Source organism: Streptomyces sp. NPDC049040 (genome assembly GCF_043197715.1).
GTDB lineage: Bacteria > Actinomycetota > Actinomycetes > Streptomycetales > Streptomycetaceae > Actinacidiphila.
Genome location: NZ_JBICTO010000001.1, coordinates 290,704 through 310,426, shown reverse-complemented (window position 1 = coordinate 310,426; position 19,723 = coordinate 290,704). Strand labels below are relative to the sequence as shown.

General features: G+C 74.5%; 18 protein-coding genes. 10 read left to right on the top strand and 8 right to left on the bottom strand.

Going from position 1 to position 19,723, the window contains the following annotated elements:
- The first annotated feature begins 28 nt into the window (after nucleotides 1–28).
- Both ACGFMP_RS01370 and ACGFMP_RS01365 read left to right on the top strand, forming a co-directional pair.
- Entirely contained in the window at nucleotides 29–550 is a 522-nt protein-coding gene (locus tag ACGFMP_RS01370) for a pyridoxamine 5'-phosphate oxidase family protein (RefSeq protein ID WP_393669545.1), read from the top strand.
- 109 nt (nucleotides 551–659) lie between these two features.
- Nucleotides 660–2,597: a hypothetical protein gene (locus ACGFMP_RS01365; RefSeq protein ID WP_393669544.1), complete on the top strand. Its 1,938-nt coding sequence runs from the start codon at nucleotides 660–662 to the stop codon at nucleotides 2,595–2,597.
- Between the two features lie 174 nt (nucleotides 2,598–2,771).
- On the opposite strand, the gene ACGFMP_RS01360 is transcribed toward ACGFMP_RS01365, so the two are convergent.
- Complete coding sequence (locus ACGFMP_RS01360; RefSeq protein WP_393669543.1) at nucleotides 2,772–4,196, bottom strand: PLP-dependent aminotransferase family protein; 1,425 nt, start codon at nucleotides 4,194–4,196, stop codon at nucleotides 2,772–2,774.
- Between the two features lie 46 nt (nucleotides 4,197–4,242).
- On the opposite strand from ACGFMP_RS01360, the gene ACGFMP_RS01355 reads away from it, so the two are divergent.
- Nucleotides 4,243–5,184, top strand: coding sequence for an aldo/keto reductase (locus ACGFMP_RS01355; RefSeq protein ID WP_393669542.1), 942 nt, complete (start codon nucleotides 4,243–4,245; stop codon nucleotides 5,182–5,184).
- 65 nt (nucleotides 5,185–5,249) lie between these two features.
- Here the strand turns inward: ACGFMP_RS01355 and ACGFMP_RS01350 are convergent, their stop codons facing one another.
- The 3 genes from ACGFMP_RS01350 to uppS all read right to left on the bottom strand — a co-directional run bounded on the left by ACGFMP_RS01350 (nucleotide 5,250) and on the right by uppS (nucleotide 8,282).
- Nucleotides 5,250–5,879 (bottom strand): LUD domain-containing protein, encoded by a 630-nt coding sequence (locus ACGFMP_RS01350; protein ID WP_393669541.1) that lies wholly within the window; start codon nucleotides 5,877–5,879, stop codon nucleotides 5,250–5,252.
- Nucleotides 5,880–6,180: 301 nt separating this feature from the next.
- Nucleotides 6,181–7,593 (bottom strand): oxygenase MpaB family protein, encoded by a 1,413-nt coding sequence (locus ACGFMP_RS01345; RefSeq protein WP_393669540.1) that lies wholly within the window; start codon nucleotides 7,591–7,593, stop codon nucleotides 6,181–6,183.
- The gene (gene uppS, locus ACGFMP_RS01340) at nucleotides 7,590–8,282 is read right to left on the bottom strand and encodes a polyprenyl diphosphate synthase (protein WP_393670287.1); all 693 of its coding nucleotides are present in this window, start codon (nucleotides 8,280–8,282) and stop codon (nucleotides 7,590–7,592) included. The genes ACGFMP_RS01345 and uppS overlap by 4 nt, the downstream gene beginning before the upstream one ends.
- 252 nt (nucleotides 8,283–8,534) lie before the next feature.
- Between uppS and ACGFMP_RS01335 the strand changes: the two genes are divergently transcribed.
- From ACGFMP_RS01335 to ACGFMP_RS01325, 3 genes are all read left to right on the top strand, one after another.
- The gene (locus tag ACGFMP_RS01335) at nucleotides 8,535–9,005 is read left to right on the top strand and encodes an SRPBCC domain-containing protein (RefSeq protein WP_393669539.1); all 471 of its coding nucleotides are present in this window, start codon (nucleotides 8,535–8,537) and stop codon (nucleotides 9,003–9,005) included.
- A complete protein-coding gene (locus tag ACGFMP_RS01330; protein WP_393669538.1) occupies nucleotides 9,005–9,361 on the top strand; it encodes an ArsR/SmtB family transcription factor in 357 nt (118 codons plus the stop codon). The genes ACGFMP_RS01335 and ACGFMP_RS01330 overlap by 1 nt, the downstream gene beginning before the upstream one ends.
- A 131-nt stretch (nucleotides 9,362–9,492) precedes the next feature.
- Complete coding sequence (locus ACGFMP_RS01325; protein WP_393669537.1) at nucleotides 9,493–9,936, top strand: SRPBCC domain-containing protein; 444 nt, start codon at nucleotides 9,493–9,495, stop codon at nucleotides 9,934–9,936.
- 75 nt (nucleotides 9,937–10,011) lie between these two features.
- Here the strand turns inward: ACGFMP_RS01325 and ACGFMP_RS01320 are convergent, their stop codons facing one another.
- Nucleotides 10,012–10,443 (bottom strand): Fur family transcriptional regulator, encoded by a 432-nt coding sequence (locus tag ACGFMP_RS01320; protein ID WP_393669536.1) that lies wholly within the window; start codon nucleotides 10,441–10,443, stop codon nucleotides 10,012–10,014.
- A gap of 260 nt (nucleotides 10,444–10,703) precedes the next feature.
- Here ACGFMP_RS01320 and katG point away from each other — a divergent pair, with 260 nt between their 5' ends.
- A complete protein-coding gene (katG, locus tag ACGFMP_RS01315; protein ID WP_393669535.1) occupies nucleotides 10,704–12,944 on the top strand; it encodes a catalase/peroxidase HPI in 2,241 nt (746 codons plus the stop codon).
- 106 nt (nucleotides 12,945–13,050) lie between these two features.
- Here the strand turns inward: katG and ACGFMP_RS01310 are convergent, their stop codons facing one another.
- Entirely contained in the window at nucleotides 13,051–14,598 is a 1,548-nt protein-coding gene (locus tag ACGFMP_RS01310) for a cytochrome P450 (protein ID WP_393669534.1), read from the bottom strand.
- Between the two features lie 65 nt (nucleotides 14,599–14,663).
- Between ACGFMP_RS01310 and ACGFMP_RS01305 the strand changes: the two genes are divergently transcribed.
- Nucleotides 14,664–15,350 carry an ArsR/SmtB family transcription factor gene (locus ACGFMP_RS01305; RefSeq protein ID WP_393669533.1) on the top strand — a complete coding sequence of 229 codons (687 nt, stop codon included), beginning with the start codon at nucleotides 14,664–14,666 and terminating at the stop codon, nucleotides 15,348–15,350.
- A gap of 9 nt (nucleotides 15,351–15,359) precedes the next feature.
- On the opposite strand, the gene ACGFMP_RS01300 is transcribed toward ACGFMP_RS01305, so the two are convergent.
- Nucleotides 15,360–15,899, bottom strand: a complete 540-nt coding sequence (locus ACGFMP_RS01300) for a hypothetical protein (protein WP_393669532.1) — start codon at nucleotides 15,897–15,899, stop codon at nucleotides 15,360–15,362.
- A gap of 299 nt (nucleotides 15,900–16,198) precedes the next feature.
- Here ACGFMP_RS01300 and ACGFMP_RS01295 point away from each other — a divergent pair, with 299 nt between their 5' ends.
- Complete coding sequence (locus ACGFMP_RS01295) at nucleotides 16,199–17,998, top strand: hypothetical protein (RefSeq protein ID WP_393669531.1); 1,800 nt, start codon at nucleotides 16,199–16,201, stop codon at nucleotides 17,996–17,998.
- Between the two features lie 16 nt (nucleotides 17,999–18,014).
- Here the strand turns inward: ACGFMP_RS01295 and ACGFMP_RS01290 are convergent, their stop codons facing one another.
- Complete coding sequence (locus ACGFMP_RS01290) at nucleotides 18,015–18,599, bottom strand: helix-turn-helix domain-containing protein (protein WP_393669530.1); 585 nt, start codon at nucleotides 18,597–18,599, stop codon at nucleotides 18,015–18,017.
- Between the two features lie 77 nt (nucleotides 18,600–18,676).
- On the opposite strand from ACGFMP_RS01290, the gene ACGFMP_RS01285 reads away from it, so the two are divergent.
- A complete protein-coding gene (locus ACGFMP_RS01285) occupies nucleotides 18,677–19,606 on the top strand; it encodes a class I SAM-dependent methyltransferase (protein WP_393669529.1) in 930 nt (309 codons plus the stop codon).
- The last annotated feature ends 117 nt before the right edge of the window (nucleotides 19,607–19,723 follow it).

Sequence of the window (19,723 nt, the reverse complement as noted above, 5' to 3'; positions counted from 1 at the left end):
CGGGGCCGGTGGTGACGGGAGCGAAGACGTGGCGATCGACGACCGGGACGACGTGATGGCGCTGCCGCAGGGCGATGTCGGGCTGTTGCGGACCGATGTGGCGCAACGCCTGCTCGGATCGCGGGAATTGGCGCGGATGGCGTATGTGGCGGCGGACGGGACACCGCGGGTCTTCCCCATGCTCTTCCACTGGACCGGGACGGAGCTCGTCCTGTCGACGTTCGCGGGCGCGCGCAAGATCGACGCGCTGCGGGCGCGGCCCGCCGTGGCCCTCACCATCGATGCCGCGTCCACCCCGCCCGAGGTGCTGCTCATCCGGGGCCGGGCGGAGGTGACCGACGTGGAGGGGATCGTCCCCGAGTACGCGCTCGCCCAATACCGCTACGGCAGCCGCGAGCAGGCGGACGCGGCGCTCGCGGCGGTCGACCACCCCGGCACGAGGATGGCGCGGATAGCCGTCCGGCCGGAGTGGGTGGGCGTCCTGGACTTCAGGACCAGGCTCCCCGGTGGCGTCGGCGCCGACGACTTCGAGCGCAGGGGGCGCTCCTGACGGCCTGCCCGGCCCCCGGGCGTGCAGCGAAAACCCCTTGCGGGCGGGGACAGGGCGCGGCGAGGATCCGTCACATGACCGACGTGAAGGGCGCGGTGCGCCCGGGGGTGTGACCCCCGCCGAGCCGGTGCACGGGCCGGCCGACTGTGTCGACACCTGGCTGTCCGCCGCTCTCGCGGACCCGGAGGACGCCGGCCACGGCGCGGCGCGCAGCGCGGTCTTCGACGCGCTGGAGAGCATCCGCGGGCGCGACACCCCGCAGGACGGCGCCGCGAGCCGCATCGCCCGTGGATTCCTGACGATGGCCGAGGACAGCCGCGCCGACGTCAGGTACGCCGTGCTGAGCCTGCTGTTCGAAGCCGCCTGGGGCAGAGGGGTGTGGCCGGCCGCCGTCGAGGTGGCGCTCCCCAGGCTCGGTGACGCCGACGAGCGGGTGCGCCGGTGCGCGGCATGGGTGCTGGCGTACGCCGACCGGCACCGGGCGGCGGCCCTGCTCGACGACGGCGCCCGGGAACTGGACGCGGTGGCCCGGCTGTCGGTGGTGGAGGCGCTGGCGACCCGCGTACGGTACCGCCGCGCCGGCTTCCTGGTCGCGCTCGCCGAGCGGCTGCGCTCCGACGCCGATCCCGCGGTGCGGCTGGCCGCCGCCCTGGGCGCCCTGAGGTCCGAGCCCGCGGGCCGAGGAGCCGAGTGGGAGGCGCGGGCGCTCCGTGACCTGGAGGCCGGCGGCGGCCGGATGGCCGGCGCGGGGAGCCCTCTCGACTACCTGCCGGGGGAGACGCTCGGCCTGGCGCTGCGGGACGGCGGCACCCTGGACGGTTCCTGCGCCCTCGTCGAAAGCCTCGCCTCCCGCAGGGGCGAGGTATCTCGGCGGGCCGCCGTGGACGTGGCACGGACGGTGATGCGGCACTGGCGCGCGGCGCCTGACCGGCTTTCCGGGGTGCTCGCACGCCTGCTCGCCGAGGGCTCGGGCACCGTACGGGACCAGGCCGCGGACGCGCTCGGGGCCTCGTACGCCTCGGCCAGGGCCGGCCGCGACGCGCTGGCGTCGCTGCTGGACCGGGGACCCGGCGCCGACGTGCCCCAGACCGTACGGGACGGCGCGGCGACGGCCCTCCTGCGGATCGGCGACCCGCGAGGGGTGCCGACCGTGTGCGAGGCACTGGCCGCCGGGCGCCTGCTCGGCCACCGGTTCGACGGCCTGGGGAGGCCGGCGGATCCGGCCGCCGACAGGTCCCCCCTCGTCGGGGCCGCCCGGGCGCAGCTCGTCTCCCACGGCACGTCCTGCGGGCACCGGGCCGCCCGACGCTTCTGCCCCGCGGTCCAGGCGGTGGCGGCCCTCAGGCTGGCCGGAGCCGCGGCCGCCCCTGCCGTACCCGAACTCGCCGCCTGGCTCGACGCGCTGACCCGCACCGGTGACCGCCGCCGTGGGCACGACCGCACCCGACTGGTGCTGGCCCTGGGCGACATCGGGCCCGCGGCGGCCGCCGCGGTGCCGCTGCTCGAATCGCTGCTCGACATCCCGGCGGCCGGTGACCGGCCGGCTCCTGCCCGGTATCTCGCGACGGCCCTGGTCCGCATCACCGGCGAGCGGCAGCGGGCGGAGGCGTACCTCGAAGGGCTCGCGGGCAGCTCCCGTGACTCGGCCGCGGCGGTCGACCTGCTGGAATGGCTGGCCGACCATGGCGGGCTGACGGACCGCCAGGTCGCCGACCTGTGGACCATGGCCAGCAGCCCCCGGTCCGCGGACCTCCGGGTATGGGGGCTGCTGTGGCGGTACGACCCGGAGCGGGCGCGGGACCGCATCCTCGACACGCTGCCCGGATATCTCGACGACGACACCTGCGGCCCTTACGCCTGCGAGGTGCTGGGCCGGATGGGGGCGGCGGCGGAAGCGGTGCTCGGCAGGCTGGCAGAACTGGCCGACCGGCCGGTGCGGCTGAGGGTGTACCTGGGCGACGCGGACGCCGAGATGAGGGCCGAGGAAACCTTGGCCGAATCCTTCGCCGCGGCCAGGTCCGCGATCGCCCGCGCCCTCGGCCGCTGACGGCACACCGCCTGGGCGGGGCCGCCGTGCCCTGACGCGACGGCGCCAGGGCCGGTGCGCCCGTCCGCCGCGTCGCCGCGGCGGACGTTCGGGGCGGGGGCCAGGTCCGGCCGGACGGCGGGCGTCGTGCCCCCGGGGGCGGCCGCCCGGGTCGGCCGGCGCGGGCGGCTCCGGTCAGGGGGCGGCGTCGGCGTGGCCGGACAGCGCCTCGGCGAGGAGGTCGACGGCCCGGGGGATCTCGGTGTCGGCGATGTTGCCGTAGCCGAGGACCAGCGCGCGGTCGGCCGACGGCGTCATGCGGTAGCCGTCCAGGTCGGTCAGCCGCAGTCCGGCCGCGGCCGCGGCACGTACCGCCTCCCGGGCGTCGGTGCCCGGCGGCAGGTGGAGCAGCACGTGCAGGCCCGCCGCGGTGCCGTCGACCCGGGCCTGCGGCAGCCGGGTGGCGAGGGTGTCCAGCAGCAGGTCCCGGCGGGAGCGGAAGCGCCGCCGCGCGGCGCGCAGGTGGGCGTCGTACCAGCCGCGCTCGATGAAGGTGGCCAGGGCGAGCTGGTCGAGTACCGGGGGCGCGGTGGCGACGGGGTTCGCCGCCCGCAGCGCAGGGGCCAGCGCGGGCGGGGCGACCAGCCAGCCGAGGCCGAGGGCCGGTGAGAGGGTCTTGCTGACCGAGCCGAGCAGGAAGACCCGGCCGGGCGCCATCCCCTGCATGACGGCGACAGGGTGGCGGTCGTAGCGGAATTCGGCGTCGTAGTCGTCCTCGATGACGAATCCGTCCTTCTCGCGGGCCCAGCGCACCAGGCGGGCCCTGCGGTCGGGGGACAGCACCGCGCCAGCGGGGAACTGGTGGGCCGCGGCGACGACGACGGCCCTTGCCGGGGTGCGTGCGAGGTCGTCGACGCGCAGTCCGTCGGCGTCCACGGGCACGGGGTGCACCCGCAGCCCGGTGCTCGCCGCCGCGTCCCGCAGCCGCCCCCAGCCGGGGTCCTCGACGGCGAGGTCGGTGACCCCCTCGGCGCGCAGAGTCCTGCAGGTGCGCACAAGACCGTCGGTCACGCCCGCGCACACCGTCACGGCCGCGGGCTGCGCGTCCGCGCCGCGCGAGCGCCGCAGGTACTGCGCGACGGTGGTACGCAGCCGGGCGTGCCCCGCGGGGTCGGGCAGGCCGAGGTCGTAGTGGACGGCGGAACCGGTGACCGCCCGTACGGCTTCGGCCCAGCGGCGGCGCGGAAAGGCCCGCAGGTCGGGCAGGCCGGGCGCGAGGTCGTACCGGACGGGCGGCGGCGCTGCCGCGCGCGGGGTGCTCGGGCGCGGCGGCAGCGCTTCAGGCGACCAGGAGACGCGGGTGGCGGAGCCCACCCGGGCGGCGAGGTAGCCCTCGGCGACGAGTTGCCCGTAGGCCTCGGTGACGACCCAGCGGGAGCAGCCGAGCTCCTCCGCGAGCGCCCGGCTCGGCGGCAGGGCGGCGCCCTCGACCAGCCGGCCGTCCCTGATCGCGGTGCGCAGCCCGGCGGCGAGCCGGTCGTTGAGCCGGTGCCGCCCGCGACCGGGTTCGCCGAGGTCCACCAGCGTCGCCCACGCGGAATTGGTCTGGGAAACTGCCATGGCATTGGACCCTAACGCCGATCCGGACCCGCCTAGCGTGGCGGGCATGATGGACAACCTGGTTCTGGGTGCCATGCTCTTCGGCACCGTTCAGGACGAGCGCCGCTCGTTCGGGATACTCGACCACTTCGTCGACGCCGGAGGCGTCTGGATCGACACCGCCGACTGCTATGCCTTCTGGGCGGATCCCACCGGTTTCGGCGGGAAGAGCGAGGCGCTGCTCGGCCGGTGGCTCGCCCGCCGACCCGGCGTCCGCGACCGCGTGCGGATCAGCACCAAGGTGGGCTGCGAGCCGACCGAGGCCGGGCGCTTCCCCGAGACGGCGGAAGGCCTCTCGGCCCGTGCCGTCAGGAAGGGGATCGAGGGCAGCCTGCGGCGGCTCGGCACGGACCGCGTCGAGCTGTACTGGGCCCACATGCCCGATCCGGCCACACCGCTCGAGGAGACCGTCGCCGCCTTCGGCGAGCTGGTGTCCGATGGCACCGTCGGTCGGCTCGGCTGCTCCAACCACCCGGTCTGGCAGGTCGAGCGGGCGCGGCAGATCGCCCGTGCGCACGGCGTCGAAGGCTTCACCGCGGTGCAGCAGCAGTACAGCTACCTGCGGCCCCGCCCCGAGACCCGGCCGAGCGTGTCGCACCGCTTCGGCGAGGTCACCGACGAGGCGCGGCACTACCTGGAGCACCATCAGGAGATGGCGCTGTGGGCGTACACACCGCTGCTGGGCGGCGGCTACACCCGCACGGACAAGCCGCTGCCTGCCGAGTACGAGCACCCCGGCACCACCCGCCGGCTCGCGGCGCTCGACAGGGTCGCCGCCGAGACCGGCACGAACCGCAACCGGGTGGTGCTGGCCTGGCTGACCGGGGGGACGCCGGCCGCGACGCCGATCGTCGGGGTCAGCACGGTCGAGCAGCTGGACGAGGCGGCAGCGGGGGTGTCGCTCGAACTGACGGCGGAGCACCGCGAACTCCTCGACTCCGCGGCATGATCCGGCGCCCGGCACCCGGCTGGCTGCCGGGTGCCGGGCAGGGGATGCCGAGCGGGTGGGGGCGTTCAGAACCCGATGGCCTCGCGGACCAGCAGGACTGTGCCCCGCCCGGGGAAGGGCTCGGCGTGCATGACGAGGAGGCGGTTGATGGCGCTGGGCTTGCCGTAGGCCCCCTGGGCGCGGGAGTTCTCCAGCGGGAAGGTGTGCTCTTCGAGGCGCCGCATCGCGGTCTCCAGGTCGGGGACCACCTTCTGCGCCCCGATGACCCAGATCGCCCGGCCGGCGCCGCCGGAGTACGGGGGCAGCTGGCTGCCGCTGGCCGACGCGACCACCAGCGACCCGGTCTCGGTGACCGCGGCGACGCTGCCGACCACGACGTCGGGGCTGGCGAGCATCCGGCGGATCGCGTCCCCGTCGGTGACACGGTTCATGCCCAGGACACGCGGCTTGAGGGCGTCGTACCGCCCGCTGGTGTTGATGTCCTCGTCGATGCCCGACAGCCGGGTCGTCTCGCTTGCCGACGTGAAGACGCTGACCCCCTCGGGGATCAGTTCCCTGACGCGGGCTCGCGCGGCGGCGGCGTCGTCGACGATCTCGGCGGCGAAGCCGTTCGCCGTCAGAGCGGCCGCCGTCCGCTCCAGGCGTTCCGCGGACACCGGGTCGGTGAAGAGTGTGGCCGGGATCTGGGAGGTCATGGTCTGCGTCTCCTGAGCTGGTCGTCGTGCTGCGCTGAAGGCGGGTCACGTCTATGACATGGCAACCGCGCGGAATGTGACGGCGCCATCTGCCGGGGCGCCGCGGGCCTGCCCGCGGCGCCCGATGTCCACCCCGTGCCGGGGCACTCTTCACCGCGGTGCCCGACCTGCGCGAGGAGGTGTCCTGCCTGCCGCGGCGACCACCACCCCGACGGGCGGCGCGCTCCCGGAGCCCGGCGGCTGACCGCCGCCGGGCCCTCCGCGTACCGGCCGTACGCGTACCGGTCCTACCCGTACGGCTCTACGCGTCGGCGAGCAGCGGGTCGAAGGCGGTCGAGCGCATTCGGCCCGACATGAAGCCGAGGAAGTCCCGCACAAAGGCGCTGCGGGAATACCGCCCCCCTGCGTCGGCCACGGTGCGCCGGAAACCGGTCCTGAACAGTGCGCGGTATTCCGCCGCGTCGATGAACTGGTCGCCGTCCGCGTCGGCGGCCTCGAAGAGCGTCTCGGCGACGCGGATCAGCGCGGGCCCGGCCAGCGAGGGCACGGCCGCGGTGTACTCCTCCCGGCTGATGCGCCCGTCGCCGTCGGTGTCGAGCGCGCTCTGGAGTTCACGCCACCACTGGGCGAAGGCGTCGTAGAGCCTGGTCTCCGCCGGCTCGTCCAGATCGAGCCGGGAGGCCAGCTCGCGTGCCATGGCGGCGAGGTCGGGCCAGTCGAGATGGCCGTCCGCGGTCTGGTCGAGCACAGCGGTGAAGAACTCGTCGGCGCCGCGCGGCGCTTCGTCCGGGCTGTCGGCGTCGCGCTGCGCGGGGAAGGGCGTGACCAGCCGGAAGAGGGCGCCCGCCTGCCGCGCCCGGTCGCGCAGCGCGGTGAGCGTGGCGAGCCGGGGGTCGTCGCTGTCGGGGGTCAGCGAGAGCAGGCCGGTGAGGTGTTCCGTCCTGATCCAGCCCTCGGGCAGGAAGCGGGCGAGGCCCGCGGCGGTGTAGGCGCTGTGCATCAGCGTCTGGGCGCCGGGTGTGTCGGGCAGGCCCGCCCGCCGGCGGAAGGATTCAGGGAGCGACGCCACGGTGATCGTGCCGAGCACCGGGCCCGCGAGGGCGCGGCCGGCCGCCCACACGGTGGGCACGCCGTCGAGCAGCGGCGGCGCCGGCAGGTGGTCGAAGAGCCGGTAGAGGATCAGCCGCAGCGCCTCGGTGTCCTCCAGCTCCTCCTCGACCATGCGGTCGTAGTACGGCCAGAACTCGCGCAGCGTGGGCGGCAGATGACCGGCCCGGTCGCCCAAGGCCGCCAGGAACGCCTGGAATTCGGCGTACAGCTGCTCCATGGTGGCCCGGTCGAGGGGCTGCCCGCTGAGCCGGCACATGGTGACCGAGCTCTCGAAGAGCGTCGCGATCACCCAGGCGCGCACCTCGGGGTCCATCGCGTCGTACGGCCGGTCCTGCGCGTCGGTGCCGTTCAGCCGCCCGTGCAGCCGGTTGAGCCGCGCCGCCTCCCGCTGCCTGACCTCCTCGTCCGCGCCGAACATCCGCTGGAGGCTGACCAGGGTGTTGCGCAGCCGGCGCCACGGGTGCGCCACGAAGGCGGAGTTGTCGATCAGGGCCGCTCCGACCTGCGGGTGCGCGGCCTCCAGCACGGTGGCCCTGACCATGGCCAGTGCCCAGCGCGGGTCGTTGAAGAACCGGTGGAATTGCGGGCTGGCTGTTTCCGTCACGGGTGGACCTCTTCGTTCGCGTGCGGTGGGATCACGCCGCCGAAGCGGCGGTCGCGCTGCCGGTAGGCGCGCAGGCACTCAAGGAAGTGCGGTGCGCGGAAGTCGGGCCAGAGCACCTGCGGGAAGACCCACTCGGCGTAGGCCACCTGCCAGAGCATGAAGTTGGAGATGCGCTGCTCGCCCGACGTCCTGATGACCAGGTCCACGTCGGGGGTGTCGGGAAAGGGCAGATGGGCGGCGAAGTGCCGCTCGTCCACGGCGTCCGCGCCGATCCCGCTGCGGATCAGCGACCGCGCCGCCTCGACGATGTCCCTGCGGCCGCCGTGGTCGAACGCCACTGTCAGGGTCATGCCGCGGTTCGCGCCGGTGAGCGTCGCGAGGTCGGCGAAGTCGCGGGCGAGCGGTGCGGGGATCCGCGGGTCGGCCACGCCGAGGAACCGGCAGCGGATGCCGCGCGCGTGCAGCAGCGGGGCGTGCTTGCGCACGACCCGGCGCACCAGCCGCATGAGGAAGTCGATCTCGCCGTCGGGGCGCCCCCAGTTCTCGGTGGAGAACGCGTACAGGCTCAGCCACTCCACCCCCGCCGTCCGTGCCGCCTCGATGACGTCGATGACCGTGGTCTCGGCCGCCCGGTGGCCCGACGTCCGCGGCAGGGAACGCAGTTGCGCCCACCGGCCGTTGCCGTCCATCACGCACGCGACATGGCGCGGTACGTCCCCGCGCCGGCTCGCCCCGGCTGTCACCCCGGCCCCCCTCCGTCCCGCCCGTCCACCCCCGCACCGTCAGGCTGCCGGTGGCCGGCGGCGGCCGCATCGGGATCGGCGCGTGTTCACCCGTACGGGGTCGGCGGGCCGCCGCCCTCTATATGCAACCAAAGGTTGCGTCTCATTCCGGGGTCGGCTAGCGTGAAGCGCAACCAAACGTTGCAGAAGGTGGCGGTCATGGAATACGGAACGTTCGAGCGGGAGATCCACATCGACGCCTCGCCCGAGGTGGTCTTCGACGTGGTGAGCAGCCCCGAGCACCTGCGCGAGTGGTGGGTGGACGAGGCGGAGCTCCCGTCGGTGCCGGGCGCGGCGGGGCGGATCGGCTTCGGGGACGTCTCGCAGGGCGGCGGCATGTGGGTGCAGTTCACGGTCGTCGACGCGGTTCCGCCGCGGCTCTTCTCCTTCCGCTGGACCCACGCCGAGGGCGAGACCGCGGCTCCCGGCAACTCCATCCTGGTCGTCTTCGAGCTCGAAGCGGCCGGCGGCGGGACCCGCCTGCGGATGACCGAGAGCGGTTTCCGCGAGCGCGGCTGGGAAGAGGCGAAGCTCGCCGCCGAGTACGCCGAGCACGCCGCCGGCTGGGAGCACTTCCTGCCGCGGCTCCAGGCGTACGCCGCCAAGGTCGGAGCGGACGCGTCGGCGTGATGACGCCCGTCACGGTGGACGACGACCTCTGGTCCGCGGTGGGCGACCCGACCCGGCGCCGGATGCTCGACCTGCTGCTGAGCGAGGGCACCGGGACGGCCACCGGCCTGAGCGAGCATCTGCCGGTGACCCGCCAGGCGGTCGCCAAGCACCTGGCCGTCCTGGACCGCGTCGGCCTGGTGCACGCGGACGCCGCGGGCCGCGAGAAGCACTACCGGGTCGACCAGGACCGGCTGGCCCGTGCCGTGGCCCAGCTGGCCGGCGTCGGTGCCGCCTGGGACTCCCGCCTGCGGCGCATCAAGCGCATCGCGGAGACGATCCAGCGGCGCGAGGACGCGGAAGGGGCCGGGAAGTAGCGGTCCGGCTCGCGTACGGCACCTTTTCGCACCGCTTCTTGCCCGGCACCGCTTCTTGCACGGCGCGGCTTCTTGCCCGGCACGGCTTCATGTACGGCACGGATTTGCGCAGCACAGAGAGGACTTCGGAGATGGCAGACATCCTTCACCGCATCGGCGTCGAGCAGGCCTCGCCCGAGCGGGTGTACGAGGCGCTCACCACCCTGGAAGGGCTGTCCGGCTGGTGGGCGGAGAAGACGTCGGGGGAGACCGGCCTCGGCGGTGTGATCGAATTCCGGTTCGCCCCCGGCGGGTTCGACATGAAGGTGGTCGGGCTCGACCCGGGGCGGCGGGTCCGCTGGGACGTGGTGGCAGGCCCCGAGGAGTGGATCGGCACGAGCGTGCAGTGGGACCTCCGGCAGGAGGGCGACTACACGATCGTGCTGTTCAGGCACGAGGGCTGGCGCGAACAGGTCGAGTTCATGCACCACTGCACCACCAAGTGGGGCACCTTCCTGATGAGCCTCAAGCAGCTCATGGAGACCGGTGAGGGCTCCCCCGACCCGCGTGACGTGGTGATCAGCGACTGGCACTGACCGCGGACGCCGCCCCTGGCCCGCTACGCCGGGCCCCGGGTGCGCCGCGCCGCGCCACGCCCGGCCCGAGCGGTCCTATCCGCCGGCCGGGCCGTCGTGCGCGCAGGACGGGCACAGGCCCCGGTAGGTGATCTCGGCCGCGGCGACCGTGAAGCCGAAACGCTCCTGCGCGGGCAGGTCGGCCAGCGGGTCGCGGGCCGGGTGGACGTCGCGGACCGTGCCGCAGGTGGAGCAGACCAGGTGGTGGTGCGGGCGGTGGGCGTTGGGGTCGTAGCGCCTGGCGCGGCCGTCGGTGGCCACCTCTATGACCTCGCCGAGCGAGACCAGCTCGCCCAGGGTGTTGTAGACCGTCGCCCGGGAGATCTCCGGCAGCAGCAGCGCGGCCCTGGCGTGCACCTCGTCGGCCGTGAGGTGGACGTGGTCGCCGTCGAGGACCTGCGCGACGACACGCCGCTGGGAGGTCATCCGCCAGCCACGCCCTCGCAGCCGCTCCAGCAGGTCACTCATATCGCTTCACCCATCACCTGTTCGGATTCGCGGGATGCCCGGACTTTATCAGCGGAATCCGTATATCGACGAGGTGCACGGTTGGCCCGCTTCTTGACTTGGACTCTGTCCATCGTAGGATCGGTTCCGGCGGTAGCCAAGGGCCAGGAGGATTCCGGTACGGCAACCGGCCCGCTGGCGAGGTTCGCCGCCGTCCTGAGCCCGACCGTTCCACCACCGCAGTCCTGAGCACGTGATCCGCCTGGTCCGGAAGGATTCCCATGACCGAGAACAACGACGCCATCGTCACCGACCCGAAGACGGAGAGCGCGCAGAGCGCGGGAGGCTGCCCTGTCGCGCACGGGCGCGCCCCGCACCCGACTCAGGGCGGCGGAAACCGCGCGTGGTGGCCGGAACGGCTCAACCTCAAGATCCTCGCGAAGAACCCCGCGGTGTCCAACCCGCTCGGCGGCGACTTCGACTACGCCCAGGCCTTCAAGGGCCTCGACCTCGCGGTCGTGAAGCAGGACATCGCCGAGGTGCTGACCACCTCGCAGGACTGGTGGCCCGCCGACTACGGCCACTACGGCCCCTTCATCATCCGGATGGCCTGGCACAGCGCCGGCACCTACCGGATCAGCGACGGCCGCGGCGGCGCCGGTGCCGGCCAGCAGCGCTTCGCCCCGCTCAACAGCTGGCCCGACAACGCCAACCTCGACAAGGCCCGCCGCCTGCTGTGGCCGGTCAAGAAGAAGTACGGGCAGTCGCTGTCATGGGCCGACCTGCTGATCCTGGCCGGCAACGTGGCCCTGGAGTCGATGGGCTTCGACACCTTCGGCTACGGCGGCGGACGCGAGGACGTCTGGGAGCCCGAGGAGGACGTGTACTGGGGCCCCGAGACCACCTGGCTCGGCGACGAGCGCTACACCGGCGACCGCGAGCTGGAGAGCCCGCTCGGCGCGGTCCAGATGGGCCTGATCTACGTCAACCCCGAGGGCCCCAACGGCAACCCCGACCCGATCGCCTCGGCCCGCGACATCCGTGAGACCTTCCGCCGGATGGCGATGAACGACGAGGAGACCGTCGCCCTGATCGCGGGCGGCCACACCTTCGGCAAGACCCACGGCGCCGGCCCCGCGGACAACGTCGGCGACGACCCCGAGGCCGCCGCGCTGGAGGAGCAGGGCCTGGGCTGGCGGAACGCGTACGGCACGGGCAAGGGCGCCGACACGATCACCAGCGGTCTCGAGGGTGCCTGGACCAACACCCCCGTCACCTGGGACAACAGCTTCTTCGAGATCCTCTTCGGCTACGAGTGGGAGCTCTCCAAGAGCCCCGCGGGCGCGCACCAGTGGAAGCCGAAGGACGGGGGCGGCGCCGGCACCGTGCCGGACGCCTACGACCCGGCCAAGACGCACGCGCCGACGATGCTCACCACCGACCTGGCGCTGCGCGTCGACCCGGCCTACGAGCAGATCTCGCGCCGCTTCCTGGAGAACCCGGCGGAATTCGCCGACGCCTTCGCCCGCGCGTGGTTCAAGCTGACCCACCGCGACATGGGCCCGACCGTCCGCTACCTCGGCCCCGAGGTCCCCACCGAGACGCTGGTGTGGCAGGACCCGGTGCCCGCGGTGGCGCACGAGCTGGTCGACGCCGCAGACGTCGCCGTCCTCAAGTCGCAGATCCTCGCCTCCGGCCTCACGGTGTCCCAGCTGGTGTCCACCGCGTGGGCCTCGGCCGCCACCTACCGAGGCAGCGACCGGCGCGGCGGCGCCAACGGCGCGCGCATCCGGCTCGAGCCGCAGCGCGGCTGGGAGGTCAACGGGCCCGACGAGCTGTCCTCGGTGCTGCGCACCCTCGAAGGCGTCAAGGAGGCCTTCGACGCCGCGCAGATCGGCGGCAAGCGGATCTCGCTCGCCGACCTGATCGTGCTGGCCGGCGCCGCGGGCGTCGAGAAGGCCGCACAGGACGCGGGCCTCACCGTCGAGGTGCCCTTCACGCCGGGCCGCACCGACGCGTCGCAGGAGCAGACCGACGTCGAGTCCTTCGCCGCGATGGAGCCGACCTCGGACGGCTTCCGCAACTACGTGGGCAAGGGCAACCGGCTGCCGGCCGAGTACCTGCTGCTCGACCGGGCGAACCTGCTGACCCTGAGCGCCCCCGAGATGACCGTCCTGGTCGGCGGCCTGCGGGTGCTGGGCGCCAACCACCAGCAGTCCTCGCACGGCGTGCTCACCGCCACCCCCGGCGTGCTGACGAACGACTTCTTCGTCAACCTGCTGGACCTGGGCACCACCTGGCGTCCGGCCGGCGACGACGGGTCCTCCTTCGAGGCCCGCGACGCCGCCACCGGTGCGGTCAAGTGGACCGGTACCAGGGCCGACCTGGTCTTCGGCTCCAACTCCGAGCTGCGCGCCGTCGCCGAGGTCTACGCGAGCGACGACGCGAAGGAGAAGTTCGTGCACGACTTCGTCGCCGCGTGGACCAAGGTCATGGACCTGGACCGCTTCGACCTGCTCTGATCCGGCCCGGTCACGACCGGCCTGAGCCGGCCCGACCGGCCGCGGGGCCCCGCAGTCCGCCATGGACCGCGGGGCCCCGCGGCGTTGTGCGTGCCCGGCCTGACCGTCAGCGCGGCCCGTCCGGCGGCGTGAGGTCGCCGACCGCGTCGGCGTAGTAGACCGACCCGGTCAGGTGGAAGGCGAGCTGGCGGAAGGTCCAGCCGGTGCCGGGCGAGCGGTCGAGCTGGTCCGGGGTCAGGGTGTCCAGCCGGTTGGACCACATCCGGGCGAGCCGGGTGAGACGGCTGCGGGCCTCGTCGAGGTCGTCGGGGGTGAAGGGGGCCAGATCCGCCGGGGTGGTGGTCATCGACGCGTGCCAGTGGTCGGGCTGCGCCTGCTCGCCCACCAGGCGGGCTTCCAGCTCCGCGAGGTGGTCGATCAGGTGGTCGGCGACCCTGCGGATCGCCTTGTGCGGGGTGTAGACGCGGTCCTCGCTCGGCAGCGGGCGGCCGTCCCACGCCGTCCAGGTCTCGGCGAGCTGCAGGACGTGGGCGACCATCGCCGCGACGGCCTCCGCGGGGTCCCGGTCGTCGGTGACCGGGGCATCGTCGGCTTCGGCGGCGTCCGCGGGCGCGGTATCCCGGGCTTCGGTGGTGTCCCGGGTGTCGGTGGGGGCGGCGGGCGCGGGGTCCCGGGTGTCGGTGGTAGCGGCGGGCGCGGGGTCCCGGGTGTCGGTGGTAGCGGCGGGCGCGGGGTCCCGGGTGTCGGTGGTGCCCCGGGTGGCGGGTGCGGTGCCGGTCGGGTGGGCGCTGAGCAGGCCCGCGGCCAAGGCCAGCGCGTGGTCGGTGCCGGGACAGCGGCGGGGCTCGGCGCCGAAGGTCAGCGGGGCGGGGCCCGTGCGGTGCGGGTCGAAGTCGTCCGGGCCCGCTCCCCCGGCGGTCACGGGGAAGGCGCGGGAGTCGCGGTTGGCGGCGGCGATGTCCAGGACCACCAGGTCGCCGGCGGCGATGTCCGCCCCGGCCACCCGGGTCGCGGCGGCGGCGACCCGCCGCATGGCGCGTACCGGAGGGTCGTGCCGCAGCGTCTCGGCCAGCAGCGCGGTGACCGGGGCGGTCGCCGCCCCCGGGTGCTCCGCTGCGGCCCTCGCGGCGTGCTCGACCAGCCGGGCGGTCGCGTCGCAGGCCTGGATCAGGATGCCGACCCGGTTCGCGGCGGCCTCGGCCTGCTCCTCCGGCGCCCCTGCCGCGGGCGCGGCCCCGGCCCCCGCTTCCTCGGCGGCGGCCAGCAGGTGGGCGACCGCCGCGTCGGTGGCCGCGTCGGCCGCAGCGCCGAAGTATGCCGCGGTGACCGCGACGACCGCCGGCGCCACCGCCGCAGGGTCCGCGAAGCCCAAGCCGTCGGCGACGGCCCGCGCCACCACCAGCCGCGGGTCGTCCCCGCCGCCCGCTGCGGCGGCCCGCCGCAGCGCCTCCGGGTCGAGGCGGGCGAGGTCGGCCGCCACCAGGGCGCTGCGCCTGGCGTGGGCGTCGCCCGCGCTGAAGCGCGCCACCGTCGCCCGCAGCCACGCCATGCCGCCGGCCGGCCCCGGCCCGGCGGGCTCCGGTACGAGGCAGGGGTCGGCGAGCGCGGCGGCCACCTCGTCGTAGCCGCGGAATTCATGCACTGAGCTGGTCATGGCGGTCACGCTAGGACCGGGAAGCGTCGGCGCCCGCCGAAGTGTGCCGCGCGCATCATGGACGTATGTCACTCGCCACGATCGCCGGGCTGCTCGCCGACCGCACCCGTGCCGCCTTCTGCCTCGCGCTGCTCGACGGCCGGGCGTGGACCGCGGGCGAGCTGGCGCGGCACGCGCGGGTGGCGCCATCCACCGCGAGCGAGCACCTGTCGAGGCTGGTCGCAGGCGGCCTGCTCACCGAGGAACGGCAGGGCAGGCACCGGTACGTAAGGCTGGCGGACGGCGCGGCCTCCCTGGTCGAGGACCTGTCGGCGTACGGCGCCGGCGGGGCGGACGACGCGCCCGCCCCGCGGAATCTGCGGGAGTCGGTGCGCAGGAGCGCCGAGGCGCGGGCGCGTACCTGCTACGACCACCTGGCGGGCCACCTCGGTGTGGCCGTCGCCGACGCGGCGCTCGACCGGCGGCTGGTCGCCGACGAGGCGGGGCTCGTCGTGACCGAGGCGGGGCGGGCCTGGCTGGCGGGACTCGGCATCGACATCGGCGCGCTGAAGGGGCCGCGGCCGGTGATCCGCCGCTGCCTCGACTGGACGGAGCGGCGGCATCACCTGGCCGGCGCGGTCGGCGCGGCCCTGTGCCTGCGGGCCTTCGACCTCGGCTGGGTGGAGCGGATCGGCTCCGGCCGCGCCCTGCGGGTCACCGCGGACGGCGAGCGGGCCCTGCACGACCAGCTCGCCATCGACCTGCGGGCATGACGGCAGGGCTCAGTAGCCGGCGCCGGGGTTCGACGAGGCGCCGGCGGTGATCGGCTTGCCGTCGGTGCCGATCACGTACCACTTGGCGCCGAAGTTGTTCAGGCCCTGGCCGTTGGTGTTGCCGGGCTTGCTGTCGCCGGCGAAGCGGTAGAGCGGGTGGCCCTTGTACGTGACCTGCATGGCGCCGCCGGAACGCTTGCTGCTGGACAGCAGGTTGCTCTGGACACCGCCGGACCCGGTCGGCTTGGTCTTCACCACCAGGGGCGGCCACGCGGCGGCGCAGGCGCCCGTGCAGGTGGACGTGGAGGTCTTGTCCTTCATGAAGACGTACAGGGTGAGGTTCTTGTCGTTGACGAGGATCTTGCCCAGCGACACCGACTTGGTGGTGACCGTCGCGGGAGCGGCCTTCGCGGCCTCTTCCACCACGTTGGAGGGGGAGGCCGTACCGGCGCCCGACGAGTTGGGGCTGCTGCTGCCGCCGGAGCAGGCGGTGGCCGTGGCGGCCAGCACGATTGCGGCGGTGGCGGCGGCTCTGACATGGTGCCTCACGGTGGCTCCTCCGATCGGTGCGCCCCTGGCGGGCGATCGGCGGCCCGCCTTGTCGGGGCCGCACACGCCCACTACACGACGCACTCGCGCGGTCGGCCACGCGGGAGCGCCGTCCGGGGTACGGCCGCGATCCGGCGGGTGACCCGCCCCGCCGTGCCCGTGGCGGCCTGACGCCCGGGGCCGCACGGCGGTGGCGCGGGCGGAGGCGCAGTGCCAAAGTGTCCACTTCGGTCGGCTGACTGCCAGTCGGACGGCCGCGCACCGCGTGAGGCACGGGTGCGAGAACGGGGGAGCGCGCGATGGAACCGCTGAGGCCGGGGGATCCGGCACAGATCGGGTCTTACCAGCTGGTGTGCAGGCTCGGCGACACCGGACTGGGGCAGGCGTACGGGGGCCGCGGGCCCGGCGGCGGGCCGCTGGTCACCGTCACGGTGCTGCATGGACGGCTCGCGCAGGACCCGGAGTTCCGCGACCGTTTCCGCCTCGACGTGAACAACGCCCGCCGTGTCACCGGGCCGTATCTCGTACCCGTCGACGCGGACACCGAGAGCGCGTCGCCCTGGCTGGCCGCGGGCAGCCCCGACGCGCCGTCCCTCGACGCGGTCGTCGCCGACAGCGGGCCTCTGCCGCCGCACCTGATACGTGAGTTGGCGGTGGCGCTGACCGCCGCCACGACGAGCGCGCACGAGGCCGGTGCCCGCCTCGTCGGCATCGAGCCGTCCAACGTCATGATGGCGGCGGAGGGGCCGCGGGTCTCCCACGTCGGCATCACGCACATGGCGCAGAGCGCGGCGGCCGGCGGCGCGACGGAGGCCGACGCCGTCCACGGCATCGGCACGATCCTGCACTTCGCGGCCACCGGCCGGCCGCCCGCTCCCGCCAGGTGGCAGGCGGTACCGCCGCCGATCGCCGACCCCGTACTGGGACCGCTGATAGCCGGCTGCCTGGCCGCGCAGCCCGCCGCCCGGCCCACCCTCCGCGACCTGGCCGCCCGCCTGGGCGGTGCCGCGGCCCAGGGCGCGACCATGCCCGCCGCGATGTACGGCGCCCCGGGACCCGCGGCGATGTACAGCGCCCCGGGACCCGGCGGGCCGCCGCCCATGCCGCCACCCCCGCCGGGGGGCATGCCGCCACCCCCGCCGGGGGGCATGCCGCCGATGGCGGCGGCTCCGCGGCAGCCGTGGTGGCGGGCGGTTCCCGCTTCCGTCATCGCCGCCGCCGTGGTGCTGGCCGCGGTCGCCGCCCTCGCCTTCTCGGCAGGCGGCGACACCGACACCTTCGGGGCGCCCCCGGCCGCCGGCGCGACGACCCTGCCCGAAGGGCTGCCGACGCTGCCCGGCGACCTGCCGACCGACAGCACCGACCCGGACGACGACGGCGACCAGTCGGACCCGTCGATCCCGACCGCGTCGGCCACCCCCGATCCCATCGGCAGCGCCGAGACCGGTGACTGCTTCGACAACGCGGGGACGGACAAGACCGCCGACCTGTCGCCCGCCGCGTGCGGGCCGGGCAACTTCAAGGTCGTCCAGGTCCTGCACGGCACCACCGTCACGAGCGGCTGCGACCACGTCGCGGGGGACGACTGGAACGTGTCCTACACGGAGCACGACCTCGTGCTGTGCCTCAGCTACCAGTACGAGCACGGGACCGCCTACCACGCGAAGGCCGGCACCTGCGTCTACGGCGACAGCGCGGCCTCCGACTGGGACGAACTGGACTGCCAGACCGGCGCGTTCACCGTCCTGGCGCGCTACACGGGGACGACCGACGGTAATCGCTGCAAGGGGCTGCGGAACGAGGACTGGGCGGAGCACTTCGGGGTGTCCGGCAGGGACGACCTCGGCGTCGTGCTCTGCCTGTCGATGATCTACCCCGACGACGCGGGCCACGCCACCCTGCACGAGTGCATGCGCTTCACCGGCTCGTCCACCCGGCCCTCCCTGCACTCCGTCTCGTGCAACGCCGCCAACGTCGTGATCACCGGCCGCACCCCCACCTACAACAACAGCAAGTTCTGCGGCACGGACGCGTGGGCCACCTGGAAGCCGAACAACTACGCCAGCCTGTCGTACACCGTCTGCTACCGGTATCGCTGACCCGGGGGCCGGCCGCTCACTCGCTGGGCCTGGCACGCACGTGCATGCGCTCGCCCTGCCTGCCGAAGAGGCTGAGGACTTCGGCGGGCCGGCCGCCGGTGCCGCTGAACCAGTGCGGCAGCCGGGTGTCGAACTCGGCTGCCTCGCCCGGGTCGAGCATCAGGTCGTGGTCGGCCAGGACCAGCCGCAGCCGGCCGTGCAGCACGTACAGCCACTCGTAGCCCTCGTGCGTCCGCAGCTCCGGCTCGCTGCCCCGGTCCGGGACGATCATCTTGTACGCCTGGAGCGGGCCGGGCCCGCGGGACAGCGGCACCACGGTGCCGCCGTTCGGCAGCGAGCGCGGTGTCAGCCGCACCCTTGGGTCGCCCACCTCGGGCGCTCCGACCAGGTCGTCCAGCGGCACCCGGTAGGCGGCGGCGAGCGGGAGCAGCAGTTCGAGACTGGGGCGGCGCTGCCCGGACTCCAGCCGGGACAGGGTGCTCTTGGAGATGCCGGTGCTCTCGGAGAGCGCGCCCAGGGTGAGGTTGCGCTTGGTCCGCAGCCGTCGCAGCCGCGGGCCGACCTCGTCGAGCACCGCTTGGTGCGGCGGAGGGGTGTCCATACCGGCATTCCACCTCGCCGTCCCGGAAACGGCAACAGGAGTTGCCGCACCGTCGGCGCCGGTGCACGCTGCCCGGCATGAGCGCAGACACCGCACCCCACGGGCACGATCACCGCCACGACCGCCATGGCCACGCCGGTCATCACGGCCACGACACCGACCTCGACTGGGAGGCCATGGCCGACACCCTGGAGAACGCCGGCGAGCTGCGGCTCCCCCTCCTGCGTGCGACGGCCGCCCGGCTGCGGGAGCTGATCGGCCCGCGGCACGAGGTCCGCCGCGTCCTCGACGTCGGCAGCGGGCCGGGCGTGATGACCTGCGTGCTGGCCGAGGAGTTCGGCGACGCGGAGGCGGTCGCCGTCGACGGTACCCAGGCGCTGCTCGACCGCACGCTGGCCCGCGCGGAAGCCCACGGCCTCGGCGGCAGGGTCGGCGTACGGCTCGCTGAACTGCCCGCGCCCCTCGACGGGCTCGGCACCACCGACCTGGTGTGGAGCAGCATGGCCATACACCACCTCGGCGACCAGCAGGGCGCCCTGGACGCGCTCGCGGGACTGCTGCGGCCCGGCGGGATGCTCGCCGTGGCCGAAGGCGGCCTGCCGATGCGCTTCCTGCCGCGCGACATCGGCATCGGGAAGCCGGGCCTCCAGGCCAGGCTGGACGCCATCCAGGAGGACTGGTTCGCCGCCATGCGGGCGGAGCTGCCCGGCAGTGTCGCCGCCGTCGACGACTGGCCCGCGATGCTCGGCCGCGCCGGCCTGACCGGCGTCACCGCCTTCACCCCGATCCTCGACCTCCCCGCCCCGCTCTCCACCCCCGCCCGCAGCTACCTGCACGCCCACCTGACCCGGCTGCGCGACGGAATGAGCGAATCCCTCACCGCGGAAGACCTCGCCACCCTCGACACCCTGCTCGACCCCGCGACCCCCGAGGGCATCATGACCCGCCCCGACGCCTTCCTCCTGTCCGCCACCACGATCTTCACCGCCACCCGCCCCACCCCCTGACCCCGGGCCCCCTGCGGGCCGCGCCCGCCAGGGGCCACCCCCGAGCGGGCGCGGCCCGCACGGCGGTTCAGCCACCCGCGAAGGCCAGGGGGCACCCCCTGAGGGGCGCGGCCCGCA

Coding starts and splice junctions, on each gene's coding strand:
- ACGFMP_RS01360 (WP_393669543.1), bottom strand. CDS start 4,196: ATGGCAGTTTCCCAGACCAATTCCGCGTGGGCGACGCTGGTGGACCTC.
- ACGFMP_RS01355 (WP_393669542.1), top strand. CDS start 4,243: ATGATGGACAACCTGGTTCTGGGTGCCATGCTCTTCGGCACCGTTCAG.
- ACGFMP_RS01350 (WP_393669541.1), bottom strand. CDS start 5,879: ATGACCTCCCAGATCCCGGCCACACTCTTCACCGACCCGGTGTCCGCG.
- uppS (WP_393670287.1), bottom strand. CDS start 8,282: ATGGACGGCAACGGCCGGTGGGCGCAACTGCGTTCCCTGCCGCGGACG.
- ACGFMP_RS01335 (WP_393669539.1), top strand. CDS start 8,535: ATGGAATACGGAACGTTCGAGCGGGAGATCCACATCGACGCCTCGCCC.
- ACGFMP_RS01330 (WP_393669538.1), top strand. CDS start 9,005: ATGACGCCCGTCACGGTGGACGACGACCTCTGGTCCGCGGTGGGCGAC.
- ACGFMP_RS01325 (WP_393669537.1), top strand. CDS start 9,493: ATGGCAGACATCCTTCACCGCATCGGCGTCGAGCAGGCCTCGCCCGAG.
- ACGFMP_RS01320 (WP_393669536.1), bottom strand. CDS start 10,443: ATGAGTGACCTGCTGGAGCGGCTGCGAGGGCGTGGCTGGCGGATGACC.
- katG (WP_393669535.1), top strand. CDS start 10,704: ATGACCGAGAACAACGACGCCATCGTCACCGACCCGAAGACGGAGAGC.
- ACGFMP_RS01310 (WP_393669534.1), bottom strand. CDS start 14,598: ATGACCAGCTCAGTGCATGAATTCCGCGGCTACGACGAGGTGGCCGCC.
- ACGFMP_RS01305 (WP_393669533.1), top strand. CDS start 14,664: ATGTCACTCGCCACGATCGCCGGGCTGCTCGCCGACCGCACCCGTGCC.
- ACGFMP_RS01295 (WP_393669531.1), top strand. CDS start 16,199: ATGGAACCGCTGAGGCCGGGGGATCCGGCACAGATCGGGTCTTACCAG.
- ACGFMP_RS01290 (WP_393669530.1), bottom strand. CDS start 18,599: ATGGACACCCCTCCGCCGCACCAAGCGGTGCTCGACGAGGTCGGCCCG.
- ACGFMP_RS01285 (WP_393669529.1), top strand. CDS start 18,677: ATGAGCGCAGACACCGCACCCCACGGGCACGATCACCGCCACGACCGC.